General features: G+C 62.1%; 13 protein-coding genes (1 of these 13 cut by a window edge). 7 read left to right on the plus strand and 6 right to left on the minus strand.

The window, feature by feature from the left end; genetic code table 11:
* The 3 genes from hrpB to ASC97_RS20565 form a co-directional block, all read left to right on the plus strand.
* Window positions 1-2,073, plus strand: the 3' portion of a protein-coding gene (gene hrpB, locus ASC97_RS20555) for an ATP-dependent helicase HrpB (protein WP_057470210.1). Its footprint begins 384 nt before the window's first position; only the last 2,073 of its 2,457 coding nucleotides appear in the window; its start codon lies off the left edge, out of view; its stop codon occupies window positions 2,071-2,073.
* Window positions 2,074-2,099: 26 nt separating this feature from the next.
* Window positions 2,100-3,410: an ActS/PrrB/RegB family redox-sensitive histidine kinase gene (locus ASC97_RS20560; protein ID WP_057470211.1), complete on the plus strand. Its 1,311-nt coding sequence runs from the start codon at window positions 2,100-2,102 to the stop codon at window positions 3,408-3,410.
* Window positions 3,411-3,479: 69 nt separating this feature from the next.
* Window positions 3,480-4,055, plus strand: a complete 576-nt coding sequence (locus tag ASC97_RS20565; RefSeq protein ID WP_057470212.1) for an ActR/PrrA/RegA family redox response regulator transcription factor — start codon at window positions 3,480-3,482, stop codon at window positions 4,053-4,055.
* Window positions 4,056-4,057: 2 nt separating this feature from the next.
* Here ASC97_RS20565 and ASC97_RS20570 read toward each other — a convergent pair whose 3' ends face one another.
* Entirely contained in the window at window positions 4,058-4,552 is a 495-nt protein-coding gene (locus ASC97_RS20570; RefSeq protein ID WP_057470213.1) for an MmcB family DNA repair protein, read from the minus strand.
* Window positions 4,553-4,733: 181 nt separating this feature from the next.
* On the opposite strand from ASC97_RS20570, the gene ASC97_RS20575 reads away from it, so the two are divergent.
* Window positions 4,734-5,423 carry a L,D-transpeptidase gene (locus ASC97_RS20575; RefSeq protein ID WP_057470214.1) on the plus strand — a complete coding sequence of 230 codons (690 nt, stop codon included), beginning with the start codon at window positions 4,734-4,736 and terminating at the stop codon, window positions 5,421-5,423.
* 72 nt (window positions 5,424-5,495) lie between these two features.
* On the opposite strand, the gene ASC97_RS20580 is transcribed toward ASC97_RS20575, so the two are convergent.
* From ASC97_RS20580 to hslV, 5 genes are all read right to left on the minus strand, one after another.
* Complete coding sequence (locus ASC97_RS20580; RefSeq protein ID WP_057470215.1) at window positions 5,496-7,673, minus strand: malate synthase G; 2,178 nt, start codon at window positions 7,671-7,673, stop codon at window positions 5,496-5,498.
* Window positions 7,674-7,771: 98 nt separating this feature from the next.
* Entirely contained in the window at window positions 7,772-9,175 is a 1,404-nt protein-coding gene (locus tag ASC97_RS20585; protein ID WP_057470216.1) for a cytochrome P450, read from the minus strand.
* Window positions 9,176-9,225: 50 nt separating this feature from the next.
* Window positions 9,226-10,173, minus strand: a complete 948-nt coding sequence (locus ASC97_RS20590) for a DUF1402 family protein (protein WP_057470468.1) — start codon at window positions 10,171-10,173, stop codon at window positions 9,226-9,228.
* A 191-nt stretch (window positions 10,174-10,364) separates the two neighbouring features.
* On the minus strand, window positions 10,365-11,672 hold the full coding sequence (hslU, locus tag ASC97_RS20595) for an ATP-dependent protease ATPase subunit HslU (RefSeq protein ID WP_057470217.1): 1,308 nt from the start codon (window positions 11,670-11,672) through the stop codon (window positions 10,365-10,367).
* Window positions 11,673-11,711: 39 nt separating this feature from the next.
* Window positions 11,712-12,239, minus strand: a complete 528-nt coding sequence (hslV, locus tag ASC97_RS20600; protein ID WP_057470469.1) for an ATP-dependent protease subunit HslV — start codon at window positions 12,237-12,239, stop codon at window positions 11,712-11,714.
* A gap of 177 nt (window positions 12,240-12,416) precedes the next feature.
* Here hslV and hisB point away from each other — a divergent pair, with 177 nt between their 5' ends.
* From hisB to hisH, 3 genes are read left to right on the plus strand one after another with little or no spacing between them, the layout of a single operon-like run.
* A complete protein-coding gene (gene hisB / locus ASC97_RS20605; RefSeq protein ID WP_057470218.1) occupies window positions 12,417-13,025 on the plus strand; it encodes an imidazoleglycerol-phosphate dehydratase HisB in 609 nt (202 codons plus the stop codon).
* A 23-nt stretch (window positions 13,026-13,048) separates the two neighbouring features.
* Complete coding sequence (locus ASC97_RS20610; protein ID WP_057470219.1) at window positions 13,049-13,537, plus strand: DUF2628 domain-containing protein; 489 nt, start codon at window positions 13,049-13,051, stop codon at window positions 13,535-13,537.
* The gene (gene hisH / locus ASC97_RS20615; RefSeq protein WP_057470220.1) at window positions 13,537-14,187 is read left to right on the plus strand and encodes an imidazole glycerol phosphate synthase subunit HisH; all 651 of its coding nucleotides are present in this window, start codon (window positions 13,537-13,539) and stop codon (window positions 14,185-14,187) included. The genes ASC97_RS20610 and hisH overlap by 1 nt, the downstream gene beginning before the upstream one ends.
* The last annotated feature ends 16 nt before the right edge of the window (window positions 14,188-14,203 follow it).

The following is a 14,203-nucleotide window of genomic DNA, read 5'->3' on the forward strand; positions in this document are numbered from 1 at the left end:
TTCCACGAACGGTCGCTGGACGCGGATTTCGGACTTGCGCTGGCGCTCGACGTCAAATCTGCGCTGCGCGACGACCTCAGGATCCTGGTGATGTCGGCGACGCTCGACGTCGGGCGCATCGCAACCCTGCTGGATCAGCCGCCGGTGATCGAAAGTCTCGGGCGAAGCTTTCCGATCGACGTCCGCTATCAGGACAGGCCGGCGGGCGAGCGCATCGAAGACGCCGTGACACGGGCAATCGTCGAGGCGCATCGGACGGAGAGCGGCTCGATCCTCGCCTTTCTCCCCGGGCAGGCGGAAATCGGCCGAACGGCGGAACGATTGCAGGGGCGCTTCGACGACCGGACGCTGATTGCGCCGCTCTACGGCAATCTCAGCCAGAAGGAACAGGACGCCGCCATCCGCGCCGCCCTGCCCGGGACCCGCAAGATCGTACTGGCAACGTCGATCGCCGAGACCTCCATCACGATCGACGGCGTGCGGATCGTCATCGACAGCGGCCTGCAGCGGCTGCCGGTGTTCGAAGCCTCGACCGGTATCACCCGCCTGGAGACGGTGCGCGTTTCCCGCGCCTCGGCGGACCAGCGGGCCGGGCGCGCAGGCAGAACGGAGCCCGGCATCGCCGTTCGCCTGTGGCACCAGGGGCAGACGGCGGCGCTGCCGGCATTCACGCCACCGCAGATCCTGTCGACCGACCTGTCCGGCCTCGTCCTCGACCTTGCGCATTGGGGCGTTCAGGATCCGCGCTCGCTCGCCTTTGTCGATCAACCGCCCGCGACGACGCTTGCAGAAGCGCGGGCGCTCCTGCGCCAGCTAGGCGCCCTCGATGCCGACGGGACGCTCAATGCGCGCGGCAAGATCATGCGCGAGCTGGCATTGCCGCCTCGGCTTGCCGCGATGGTCATTTCATCGGGCGAGACGGGGCATGCGAGGGACGCAGCGATACTCGCGGTGCTGCTGACCGAACAGGGGTTGGGCGGCACGAGCGTCGACCTGGAGGAGCGGATGCGGCGGTTCAAATCGGAACGCGGCGACCGAGCGGATGCCGCGCGCCAGCTTGCGGGCAGACTGGCAAAGGGGCTGGACTTTTGCAAGGCGGCGGAGCCGAGCATGGCCGGCCGGCTCCTGCTTCATGCCTTTCCCGATCGGATCGCCCTGCAGCGCGGCGGCAGAGGGCGCTTCGTGATGGCGAACGGACGCGGCGCCGAACTGCCGGAGACCGAAAGACTTTCCGGCAGCCAGATGCTGGTGATCGCCGACCTCACAGGGCGGGCGGCGCAGGCACGCATCCTTGCCGCAGCCGACGTCTCGCGGGCCGACATCGATGCCGAGCTGCCGGGCGAGATCAGAACGGACGACCAGACGTTCTTCGACCGACAGAGCCGGCAGGTCAGGGCGCGGCGGGCGACCCGGCTCGGGGCCATCGTCTTCGACGAGACGCCCCTTCCCCGCCCTTCCGGTGTAGATGCGACGAAGGCGCTGGCCGACGGCGTGCGCGAACTCGGCCTCGATCAGCTGCCTTTCTCCAAGGAAGCAAGGCAGCTTCGCGACCGCATAGGCTTTCTTCATCGTGGCATCGGCGAGCCCTGGCCCGATATGAGCGACGATGCGCTGCTTGCCCGTATGAACGACTGGTTCATACCCTACCAGGGCGATGCACGCGGCCTTTCCGAAGTTTCGGCGAGCGGCCTTTCGAACGGTCTTATGGCGCTCGTGCCGCATGAGCTGCAACGCGACCTGGCGCGGCTCGCGCCCACCCATTTCGAAGCACCGACCGGGCAGCGCCACCCCATCCAGTACGACGCGGAGGAACCGACGCTGACAATCCGGGTGCAGGAGCTGTTCGGATTGAAGCAGCATCCAACGATCGGCGGCGGTCGCCTGCCGCTGCTTCTCGAGCTTACTTCTCCTGCACACCGGCCGATCCAGACGACACGCGATCTGCCGGGCTTCTGGGCCGGCTCCTGGAAGGATGTGCGCGCCGACATGCGCGGGCGCTATCCGCGACACCCGTGGCCGGAACGCCCGGACGACGCCCTGCCGACGACACGGGCGAAGCCGCGTGGTACATGAGCCGCAAACCGCTACAAGGGACAGCCATGGTCGATCACATCGAGAGCATGCCGGAGGAGGACAGACACAATAGCCGTCGCCTGAGGCTTCAGACGCTCGTGCGACTGAGGTGGCTCGCGGTCGGCGGCCAGGCGGTTACGGTCTTCATCGTCGCCTTCTGGCTCCGGTTTCCGCTGCCGCTGATCGCCAGCATCTTGCTGATCGCGGCGCTTGCCGCTGTCAACTTCTACCTGATGATCCGCTACCCGCCGACGCATCGGATCGACCCCGGCACCGCCTTTGCGTTGCTCGGTTTCGACCTGCTGCAGCTCTGTGCCCTGCTCTTCATCACCGGCGGCCTTGCCAATCCGTTCGCTGCGCTCGTGTGCGTTCCCGTCATCATTTCCTTTGCGTCGCAGCCGATCCGCTACAGCACAGCGTTGATTCTGGTGGCGATGATCTGCATCACCATTCTCGCTTTCTCGCCATTCCCGCTTCCCTGGTTCGGTGGCGTGGAGGTCAATGTCCACACCGTCATGCAGTTCGGCGTCTGGTGTTCGATCGCGTCGACGATGACCTTTGCCGCCTTCTACGCCTACCGGGTCTCGATGGAGGCAAGCCAGCTGGCCGACGCGCTGGCCGCCACCGAACTGGTGCTGCAGCGGGAGAAGCACCTGTCGCAACTGGACGGGCTTGCGGCCGCCGCCGCGCACGAACTCGGAACGCCGCTCGCCACCATCAGCATCGTTGCCAAGGAGATGGAGCGCGAGCTGAAGGACGACGACCGTTTTCGCGAGGACGTTCAGTTGCTGCGGAGCCAGAGCGAGCGCTGCCGCGATATCCTGCGGCGGCTGGCGACGCTTTCGGCGGAAGGAGAAGCACATCTGCGGCGCCTGCCCTTGTCCTCGATGATGGAGGAGATCGTCGCGCCGCATCGCGAATTCGGGATCAAGCTCGAACTGATCGAGACAGGTCCGCGCAAAGGCGAACCGGTGACGGATCGCAATGCCGGCATCATGTATGGCCTCGGCAACCTCATCGAGAACGCCGTCGATTATGCCCGGGAGAAGGTGACGGTAACGGTCGAGCACGACCAGCGCACGGTTTGCATTATCGTCGAGGACGACGGCGAGGGATATTCGTCCGACATTCTGACCCGGATCGGCGAACCCTATGTGACGAAGCGGCAGCGGGAGGATCGTGCGGGCGGACTCGGGCTGGGCCTGTTTATCGCCAAGACGCTGCTCGAGCGTTCCGGGGCGTCTCTGATCTTCGAGAACCGTGCGCCGGAGAGCGCCGGTGCGCGAGTCCGTGTCGAATGGCCGCGCATGCTGATCGATGCGCATTCGACAAAATGACTGTATCGGCCTAATAAAAGATCAGTGCATTTGACTTATGTCATGCGGACAGCATCAGGATCGACTGAGATGAACGAGCAGAACCACGACACTTCTTCAGCCACCGAGGACCATATCGGTCCGGATGCGAGCCTGTTGATCGTCGATGACGACGGTCCGTTCCTCAGACGCCTGGCGCGCGCGATGGAAACGCGCGGCTTTCACGTCGAAACAGCCGAATCGGTTGCCGAAGGCGTCGCCAAGTCCAAGAGCAACCCGCCGAAATACGCCGTCGTCGACCTGCGCCTTGGGGACGGCAATGGCCTTGATGTCATCGAAGCAATCCGGCAGCGTCGCGACGATACCCGCATTATCGTTTTAACCGGCTATGGAAACATCGCGACGGCTGTAACGGCTGTCAAGCTCGGGGCAGTCGACTATCTGGCCAAGCCCGCCGATGCCGACGATGTATATGCTGCGCTGACGCAGCGCGCCGGCGAGAAGGCGGAACTCCCCGAGAATCCGATGTCGGCCGACCGCGTGCGGTGGGAACACATCCAGCGCGTCTATGAAATCTGCGAGCGCAATGTGTCGGAGACGGCGCGGCGTCTCAACATGCATCGGCGGACGCTGCAGCGCATTCTCGCCAAGCGCGCGCCCAAGTAGGATCAGATTTCGTCGACGTCGAACGGCTTGCCGCTTGCCCACTCTGCCAGCAGCAGGCGCTGCGCGGCTGCGCGCGAGAAATTGAGCGTTACCGATTTGCGGGTGGCGGGCGCCAGGCGGTGTTCCGGCGCTTCGCGGATCATATGCGCGCCGTAGCCGTCCGACAGAAACAGGCCGCACTCCTCGGGGAAGATATCGAGCGGCACGTCTTTGTGCGTCGCGAAGAAAAACCGATCGCAGTGCAGCCGATATTCGGGCCATTTGCGATCCACCTTGAAGTCTTCGACCGAGGTCTTGATCTCGATGATCCAGATCTCTCCCTTCTCGGACATCGTGATGAGATCCGCCCGCCGTCCGCTCGCCAGAGACAACTCCGGGAGCACAGCGTGACGCATTTCATGAAGTAGAATCTGAGTCCCGCGGCGAACGAGCATGGCTCTGTCCGATTGCCGGCCATCTATTAACGGATTGTTATTATAAAGACTCAAAATCGTCATGGATAACCGTGGATGTAGCGTGCGTGTTGTTGCAAAAAAACCATGCGGTTCTACTTTGCCGTTGCGTATTCGTTTTGCCGCACTGCAACAGCTTGCAATGGCAAAGTTAATCGAAAATAAACCATATTCAAAGATGGTTCAAAAGAACGATCCTCCCTTGCCCCATTCCTAAGAGACATCCATGCGCATCCGCAATGCAATTCCTGTATTCGGCCTGATGGCGACGCTCGCTCTGGCCGGTTGCTCCACGACTACCGAAAGCGCCTCTGTCGCAGACACGAGTGCCGCACCGGGGCCGACTGTCCAGACCGCACAGATCTTCGACGACGCCTACGGCGTCACCACGGATGCGGGATACTCGCTGCCTGCGATCCCTATCCAGAAGGTCAAGCCGCAGTTCCGTCGCCAGATTGTCTCCTATGAAACCACGGAACGCCCGGGCACGATCATCGTCAACACCCGCGAGCGCTTCCTCTATTACATCATGCCCGGCGGCAAGGCCATGCGTTACGGCATCGGGGTTGGAAAGCAGGGCTTTGCATGGGCGGGCACCGCCTACGTCGCCTGGAAGCAGGAATGGCCGAACTGGCATCCGCCGAAGGAAATGGCTGTCCGCCGTCCCGAAATCGCCAAGTACGTCGAGGACGGCATGGGCCCCGGTCTATCCAACCCTCTCGGCGCGCGCGCCATGTACCTGTTCAACGAAAAGGGCCAGGACACGCTCTTTCGTCTGCACGGCACGCCGGAATGGGCATCGATCGGCACCGCTGCTTCGTCTGGCTGCATCCGTCTGATCAACCAGGACGTTATCGACCTCTACAGCCGCGTCCGTCCGGGCAAGGCTAGCTCGAAGGTCATCGTCATCCAGTAAACTGGACCTGACGTTCGGTATAAGAAAGGCCGCCGGAACCTGCGTCTCGGCGGCCTTTTACATGCGAGCAGCTTACGACCGGGCGTCCTGCTTCGCCTTGAGCTCCAGGCGCCTGCGATGCAGGACCGGCTCGGTGTAGCCGTTCGGCTGCTGCCTGCCCTTCAGGACCAGATCGAGGGCGGCCTGGAAGGCAATCGAGCCGTCGAAATCGGCAGCCATCGACACATAGGCGGGATCCGTGGCATTCTGCCGATCCACCACCGCTGCCATCCGCTTCATCGTCTCGACGATCTCGACTTCGGTCACCACCTTGTGATGGAGCCAGTTTGCCATGTGCTGCGCCGAGATACGCAGCGTTGCCCGGTCCTCCATGAGCCCGACATTGTTGATGTCAGGCACCTTGGAGCAGCCGACGCCCTGGTCGACCCAGCGAACGACATAGCCGAGGATACCCTGCGCGTTGTTGTCGAGTTCGCGCTGGATCTCTTCCGGCGTCCAGTTCGGCCGCACCGCAACCGGCACCGACAGGATGTCGCCGAGCTTGGCGCGGGCGCGATCCTTCAACCCTTGCTGGACGCGCGCGACGTTGACGCGGTGATAGTGCGTGGCGTGCAGCGTCGCGGCCGTCGGCGACGGCACCCATGCTGTGTTCGCCCCGGCTTTGGGATGCGCGATCTTCTGTTCCAGCATCGCGGCCATCAGATCCGGCATGGCCCACATGCCCTTGCCGATCTGCGCGTGACCGGAAAGGCCGCATTCGAGTCCGATATCGACGTTCCAGTTCTCGTAGGCGGCGATCCAGGGCGCCTGCTTCATGTCGCCCTTGCGGATCATCGGCCCCGCTTCCATCGAGGTATGGATTTCATCGCCGGTGCGATCGAGGAAGCCCGTATTGATGAAGACGACCCGCTCGCGGGCAGCCCGTATGCATTCCTTGAGGTTGACGGTCGTTCGGCGCTCCTCGTCCATGATGCCCATCTTGATGGTATTGCGTGCCATGCCGAGCGCGTCCTCGACGCGAGAGAAGATCTCGACGGCGAAGGCGACCTCTTCCGGGCCGTGCATCTTCGGCTTGACGACATAGACCGAGCCCGCGCGAGAGTTCTTCCGCCTTCCGCCCGGGCCGACATCATAGAGCGCAATCAGGCCGGTGATCATGGCATCCATGATCCCCTCGGGCACTTCGTTTCCGTCGCGATCAAGAATGGCGGGGTTGGTCATCAGGTGGCCGACGTTGCGGATCAGCATCAGCGAGCGGCGATGCACCTCGAAAGCAACACCGTCAGGGCCTATGTATTCGATATCCGGATCAAGCTTGCGAATAAACGCCGAACCGCCCTTGGCAACTTCTTCCTGGAGATCGCCCTTCATCAGGCCCAGCCAGTTGCGATAGACGATCGTCTTGTCCTCTGCGTCGACGGCGGCGATGGAATCCTCGCAGTCCATGATGGTCGTGATCGCCGATTCGAGCCAGACATCGGAAATGTGCGCCGGATCGCTCTTGCCGATGGCGGTCGAGGCATCGATCACGATGTCGATATGGATGCCGTTGTTCTTCAGGAGCACATTCGTCGGCGCGGACGCTTCGCCTCGATAGCCGGCAAAATGCGCCTGATCCCTCAGGGAAAGATGTTCGCCGTCGGTCGATGGGATGGTTAGAACGCCGTCCTCGACCGCAAAACCGGCAACATCCTTCCAACTCCACTCAGCCAGCGGAACGGCCGCATCGAGAAAATCGCGAACCCAGGCGATAACCTTCTCGCCGCGCTTCGGATTGTAGCCCTTGCCTTTCTCCGCACCGTCGGTGTCCGGGATCGCGTCCGTTCCATAGAGAGCGTCGTAGAGCGAACCCCAGCGTGCATTGGCGGCATTGAGCGCGTAGCGGGCATTCATGACGGGGACAACCAGCTGCGGGCCGGCGATCGAGGCGATTTCCGGGTCGACATTCGTCGTCGAAACCTGAAAGTCCGAGCCTTCCGGCAGGAGATAGCCGATTTCCCGCAGGAAGGCCTGATAGGCTTCCACGTCGGTAGGCGCGCCGTGCTGGCGATACCAGTCGTCGATGCGGAGCTGCAGCGCATCGCGCTTTGCCAACAACTCTCGATTCTTCGGAGCAAGGTCATGAACGATCGACGAAAAATCGGCGAAAAACGTTTCCGCATCGACCTGCAGCCCGGGGAGCGCTTCGTTGACCAGGAACGCGTGAAGGACTGCTTCGATCGCAAGACCGTTTTTAACGATGCGGCTCATGGATTATCTCCTCGGACAATGGCGGCTTTCGCATGCTGCCACTTTGCCCGGCTTTCATTGATAGTCAATTGTGCAATAGTTCGAAAGATTTATGCCATTCAAAGCGATGTGCGACGCGTGACACGCATCGGCAAGCCGTTCTGCGGCTGCGTCGTCAGCTTTTGGACCGGCCAAGGCTTAGTTTGGTCCGTCATATCGAAACGGAAACCTTTCATCAGCACCGCGAGCGCGATGACCGCTTCCTGGAGCGCGAAGGTCGCCCCGATGCAAACGCGTGGGCCGGCGCCGAAAGGCAGGAACTGGAAGCGGCCGATTTTGCCGCGATTTTCCGGCAGGAAGCGTTCCGGCATGAAGGCGCGGGGCTTGTCCCAGTAGAGTTCGTGGCGATGCAAAGTCCACGGCATGATGAGGACGGTGACGCCGGCTTCGATGTCGACAATCTCACCCTTGGCATCGGTCCATTTATCGGGGGCGATCGCGGCGCGGTTGATCGAGGGAGCGGGCGGATAGAGCCGCAGCGCCTCCTCGAAGGCGGCGCGGGTGTATGGCATCAGATCGAGCCATCGAACCGGCTCTGCACCCGTCGCCATTACCCGGCCGATCTCATCTTCCATCGCATCACGGAAATGAGGCGTGTTGGCCACGCAATAGAGCGTCCAGGCAAGCGCGCGTGCCGTCGTCTCGTGGCCGGCGCCGATGAAGGTCAGGATATTGTCTTCGATTTCCTCGTTGGAGAGGCCGCCGCCCGTGGCCTGTTCCAACAACAGGGTCAGAAAATCGTCGGGCGTCGACGCCCGGTCGACGTTCATCCGCGCCAGACGCGCATCCATTGTCTGGCGCACGATGGAACGGAATTTGTCGAGGACCTTCTGGCCGCCGATGCGGGTTATGCGCGGCACCCAGGACGGTGCGCGCAGCAGGTCCATCGGATCGACGCGGCCCATGCGGTGCAGCAGCGCGTTCACATCGTCGGCAAAACTGTTCGACGTCGTGATGATTTCGCCGGAGAACAACGTGTCGGCGAGGATCACGAAGGTCAGCTCGGTCATGTCGCTGGCTATTTCAAAGATCTGGCCTTCACCGCCTGCGGTTTCGTACTTCTGCGCGTAGTCCTCTGATTGGCGGAGCATCTGGCCGGCGAAACCGTTTGCGTGACGCGGCGTGAAGACCGGAGCAACCGCCTTGCGCGACCGCTTCCACACCTCCCCTTCGGCGGTCAGCAACCCGTCGCGCAGGATCGGACGCAGGACGAGCTGGCGAATGTCCGACATCCGGTAGTTTGCGGCATTGTCGACGAGAACGTGCTTGATCAGTCCGGGATCGTTGACGATAAGCGTCCTTTCCCGGAAGAACCGCGTCTTGATCCAGGGCAGCGTGTACGATGGCTCGCCCCACAGCTCCAGCGGATTGCGCAGAATGGTGCGGATAATTTCCAGTCGGCCTGGCGGCACCGTGCGGGGCATCGGTGCGGGCGGAACAAAGGGGTCTGGACGCATGTCCATCAGAATTTGGCCTTTCGCGGAAGATTGTCGCCCTCCCGGCAAGGCTAGAACTAGAGCAGGCGCTCGAGCTCGTCCAGCTTGTCGTTGACCAGCCAGCCATAGTAATTCTCTTCCGGCAAGACTGCCTGACCCGATGCGCGGTTCTTGGCGGCAAGCGCAGAGGCGCGCTGACGCGAATTTCCGACATTGTAGAGCGTCGCCGTCAGGCCGGGATTCTTCGAGATATCCATTCCGGCGATCTGCCTGTAGTCGTCGATCGACTTGCGGATCGAGGCCGCAACGAAGGCAAGCGAGATGTCAGGCTGCATGATCGCCCGGTAGACGCCGCCAGCATCCTTTTCGTTCAGCTTGTCGTAGCCGGAGACCTTGGTGACGAGATCGGAGAGCATAAGCGCCGTCAGCGGATTGATCTGGCCGAGCCCGAAGGTCTGGCCCGCGTAGAAGGGCTGGAAGAACACGGCGCTGAAGCGATTGTCCGGGAAGCTCTTGCCATCGACGGTCTTGCCGCGGAAATCGCTTTCCCAGACATCCTCGCGGCAGCTCCATAGGGCGTAGGAATCGCCCTTGCCGCTGCATTCGGCAAACTGTGGCCGCTTGATGAAATCATCGACGTCCTCGCCGCCATAAGCAAAGCGGAAGCTCTCGCCCGCATAGGACGCGGCTTTGACATAGTATGACTGCAGTCGGTCGTAGGCGTCGACATTGTAGGTGTGCTCCCCGACGATGGCGCCGACAACGTGGATCGGATCAATGCCGTAAGCGGCGGACACCTTCTTGATCTTCCCCATCAGCTCATGGTCGGTGGCAAGAAGCTCGTGGACCTTGTCGTACTTGCGATCGAAGGATGTCTTGGTGCCCTTTGTCCGGCGAACGGACGCGCCCGGGATATCAGGCTGCTCGACATGACGGTTGCCCGGCGGCACGACTTCGACGGCAAACGCAGGCGCCGCGGTCAGCACGGCAGCAGCAATCAGAAGGCTTGTCAGAAGGCGTCGCACGATCAGCGTTCCCATCATTCCTGGCATTGGTCACGAAGCGCGCTGACTGGACCACAATCTTGGCCGAATAATGCTGGCGCGAAATAACAAAGCGGGCCTTTCACTAAAAAGTAAAAGGCCCGTTGTCGAGTGCCCCGACAGTCAAAAGTCCGGCATTGTCCCGGCAGCGACAGCGGCCGCCGCCGCCGACATTACAGTATGAAGCGCGACAGATCCGTGTTCTGGGCGAGATCGCCGACATGCTGCCGAACGTAGGCCGCGTCGATCGTCACTGCAGTGCCGCCGCGATCCGGGGCGTTGAAGGAGATTTCGTCCAGCACGCGCTCCATCACCGTCTGCAGGCGGCGGGCACCGATGTTTTCGACCGACGAGTTCAAATGAACGGCGACATCGGCAAGTGCGTCGATGGCGTCGTCCGTGAAGTCGAGGTTCAGGCCCTCCGTTTCCATCAGCGCCCGATACTGGCGAATGAGGCTTGCCTCGGTTTCCGTCAGGATGCGGCGGAAGTCTTCCTTGGTCAGCGGCCGCAGTTCGACGCGGATCGGCAGGCGGCCCTGCAGTTCGGGCAGGAGGTCCGAAGGCTTGGAGACATGGAAGGCGCCCGAAGCGATGAAGAGAACGTGATCGGTCTTCACTGGTCCGTATTTGGTGGACACCGTCGTGCCTTCGACGAGCGGCAGGAGATCGCGCTGCACGCCTTCGCGAGAGACACCCGCACCCATGCCGCCATCGCGGGCGGCGATCTTGTCGATCTCGTCGAGGAAGACGATGCCGTCGTTCTCGACCGCGCGGACCGCTTCGCGCTGGATGACCTCGTTGTCGATCAGCTTGTCGGACTCGTCCCGAATCAGCTCGGCATAGGACGCCTTGACCGTCGTGCGGACCTTCTTGGTACGGCCGCCCATCGCCTTTCCGAACATTTCCGACAAATTGAGGACGCCGACATTGCCACCTTGCATGCCTGGAATGTCGAAGCCGCCCATGCCCGTGTTGGTGTCGGCCACTTCGATATCGATCTCCTTGTCGTCCATTTCGCCGGTGCGCAGCTTCTTGCGGAAACTGTCACGGGTGGCCGGCGACGCAGTGGATCCCACAAGCGCATCGAGGACGCGTTCCTCGGCACTCATATGGGCTTTCGCCTGCACTTCGGACCGCTTCTTTTCGCGCGCCAGGCCGATGCCGACTTCGACAAGATCGCGGATGATCTGCTCGACATCGCGGCCGACGTAGCCGACTTCGGTGAATTTCGTCGCTTCCACCTTGATGAATGGCGCGCCGGCCAGCTTGGCAAGTCGACGGGAGATTTCCGTCTTGCCGACGCCGGTCGGGCCGATCATCAGGATATTCTTGGGCATGACCTCGTCGCGCAGATCGGGCTCGAGCTGCTGACGGCGCCAGCGGTTGCGCAAGGCGATCGCCACGGCGCGCTTGGCCTCATGCTGGCCGATGATGTAGCGGTCGAGCTCGGAGACGATCTCGCGGGGGGAAAATGTCGTCATCTTTTATGTCCCATCAAGGATGAAATCTGTCGGAGAGGATCAGGCGTCCGCATCCAGCGTTTCGACCACGATATTGTGGTTGGTATAGACACAAATGTCAGCGGCGATATCGAGTGCGCGACGGGCGACTTCCTCCGCGGACTTGTCGGTGTCCATCAGGGCGCGGGCGGCTGCAAACGCATAATTGCCGCCGGAGCCAATTGCGATGGCGCCATGCTCGGGTTCCAGAACATCGCCGTTGCCGGTGATCGCCAGGGTTATGGATTTGTCCGCAACCAGCATCATGGCCTCAAGATTGCGCAGGTACTTGTCGGTGCGCCAGTCCTTGGCGAGCTCGACGGCTGCCCTCATCAACTGTCCGGGATATTGCTCGAGCTTCTTTTCAAGCCGCTCCAGAAGGGTGAACGCGTCGGCGGTCGCACCCGCGAAACCGGCAATGACTTCGCCCTTGCCGATGCGGCGAACCTTGCGGGCATTGCCCTTCATCACCGTCTGGCCGAGGCTCACCTGGCCGTCGCCCGCCATAATGACCTTGCCGCCCTTTCGAACTGTAATAATCGTTGTCATCAATACACCTTCGCCCACCTGGCGGGCCGTTGCACCGGGCCGATCGCCGGCCGTGTTGAGACCTATGTAAGTTGGCGGAAGCGGATTGCAAATGGCTTCGATTTCTGCGGCCGCGCTTCTGGATATTTCCAGGCCCGCCTGATAAGGAACGCCCGTATTTCCCGATGGAGCAGCCATATGGTCGAAACAGCAACAAGCCGCACGGGCGCAGTGTCCCGCAAGACGAACGAAACTTCGGTATCCGTTTCCGTCAATCTCGACGGTGTCGGAAAAGCGAAGATTTCCACCGGCGTCGGCTTCTTCGACCATATGCTTGACCAGCTCTCGCGCCATTCGCTGATCGACATGGAGATCGAGACCAAGGGCGACCTGCACATCGACGATCACCACACTGTTGAAGACACGGGCATCGCCATCGGCCAGGCCATCGCCATGGCACTCGGCGACCGCCGTGGCATCACGCGCTACGCATCGATCGATCTGGCCATGGACGAGACGATGACAAAGGCTGCTGTCGATCTGTCCGGTCGCCCCTTCCTGGTGTGGAACGTCGCTTTCAGCGCGCCGAAGATCGGCACGTTCGACACCGAACTCGTTCGGGAATTCTTCCAGGCGCTTGCGCAGAACGCCGGCATTACCTTGCATGTCCTCAACCACTATGGTGCCAACAACCACCATATAGCAGAGACATGCTTCAAGGCCGTTGCTCGCGCGTTACGCATGGCGACAGAGATCGATCCGAGACAGGCGGGCCGTGTTCCCTCGACCAAGGGCACGCTCGTCTGAGCCCCTTCAGGGAGCTTGACGATATGACTTCCAGCTATCTGGTTCTCACTGCTCCCGACGGAGCAGATGTCGCCCACGAGAAGACGCAGATCATCCGCGACGGCTTCACCGTGCTCGGCTTCCTGTTTCCGTGGATCTGGCTTGCCGCCCATCGGCTCTGGCTGCATGCAATCGCCGCCTTCCTGCTGCAAAGCCTCGGCGGCGCCCTGATGGACCGTCCCGGGCTCTGGCCGATCGGCGCTGCCGTCGCCTTCGGCACGAGCCTGCTCGTTTCCCTCGAAGGACAGAATTTCCGCATCCGCAGCCTGGCTTCAAAAGGCTGGAAGGAGGACGCGCTGGTCTCGGCCGATTCCCTGCGGGTCGCGGAAGAGATCTATTTTTCGGGCGTTCAGACCGATATGCCTGCCGAAAGCCGCGTTCCCTCGCCGCAATGGGACAGCGCCTCCCATGCCGATGCGAGCCGCGGCAACGCCACCTCGCTCGGTCTCTTTGGTTTGGATGGAGGACGCTGATGCGCGTCGCAATAATCGACTACGGTTCAGGCAATCTGCGGTCGGCAACGAAGGCCTTCGAGCGCGCGGCCCGTGAAGCCGGCATCGATGCGGTCATTGATCTCACCGACAAGGCGGAGCACGTGGCCGCCGCCGACCGCGTCGTGCTTCCCGGCGTCGGCGCCTATGCGGATTGCCGCCGTGGACTCGGGGCCGTTGCCGGCATGGGCGAGGCGCTCGTCGAGGCGGTCGAGACGAAGGCTCGGCCGTTCCTCGGCATCTGCGTCGGCATGCAGCTGATGTCGTCCCGCGGCCTCGAGAAGACCGTGACAGACGGTTTCGGCTGGATCCCCGGCGATGTCGTCAGGATGACGCCTGACGACCCCAGTTTGAAAATTCCGCAGATCGGCTGGAATACGCTCGACCTTCATACTCCCCACCCGCTTTTTGACGGGATTCCCACCGGGCCTGACGGACTGCATGCCTATTTCGTGCATTCCTACCATCTTGCCGCGGCGAATGACGACGATGTGATTGCGACCGCCGGCTACGGTGGACCGATCACCGCCTTTGTCGGCCGCGACAACATGGCGGGAGCCCAGTTCCATCCGGAAAAGAGCCAGAAGCTCGGCCTCGCCCTGATTGCCAATTTCCTGCGCTGGAAGCCCTGAGCTCGCGCGATTGCAA

Source organism: Rhizobium sp. Root1203 (assembly GCF_001424945.1).
Taxonomy (GTDB): Bacteria; Pseudomonadota; Alphaproteobacteria; order Rhizobiales; family Rhizobiaceae; genus Rhizobium.

Excerpts from the sequence above, each read along its gene's own strand:
- ASC97_RS20560 (WP_057470211.1), top strand. The coding sequence starts at position 2,100 with ATGGTCGATCACATCGAGAGCATGCCGGAGGAGGACAGACACAATAGC.
- ASC97_RS20565 (WP_057470212.1), top strand. The coding sequence starts at position 3,480 with ATGAACGAGCAGAACCACGACACTTCTTCAGCCACCGAGGACCATATC.
- ASC97_RS20570 (WP_057470213.1), bottom strand. The coding sequence starts at position 4,552 with ATGACGATTTTGAGTCTTTATAATAACAATCCGTTAATAGATGGCCGG.
- ASC97_RS20575 (WP_057470214.1), top strand. The coding sequence starts at position 4,734 with ATGCGCATCCGCAATGCAATTCCTGTATTCGGCCTGATGGCGACGCTC.
- ASC97_RS20580 (WP_057470215.1), bottom strand. The coding sequence starts at position 7,673 with ATGAGCCGCATCGTTAAAAACGGTCTTGCGATCGAAGCAGTCCTTCAC.
- ASC97_RS20585 (WP_057470216.1), bottom strand. The coding sequence starts at position 9,175 with ATGGACATGCGTCCAGACCCCTTTGTTCCGCCCGCACCGATGCCCCGC.
- hslU (WP_057470217.1), bottom strand. The coding sequence starts at position 11,672 with ATGACGACATTTTCCCCCCGCGAGATCGTCTCCGAGCTCGACCGCTAC.
- hslV (WP_057470469.1), bottom strand. The coding sequence starts at position 12,239 with ATGACAACGATTATTACAGTTCGAAAGGGCGGCAAGGTCATTATGGCG.
- hisB (WP_057470218.1), top strand. The coding sequence starts at position 12,417 with ATGGTCGAAACAGCAACAAGCCGCACGGGCGCAGTGTCCCGCAAGACG.
- ASC97_RS20610 (WP_057470219.1), top strand. The coding sequence starts at position 13,049 with ATGACTTCCAGCTATCTGGTTCTCACTGCTCCCGACGGAGCAGATGTC.
- hisH (WP_057470220.1), top strand. The coding sequence starts at position 13,537 with ATGCGCGTCGCAATAATCGACTACGGTTCAGGCAATCTGCGGTCGGCA.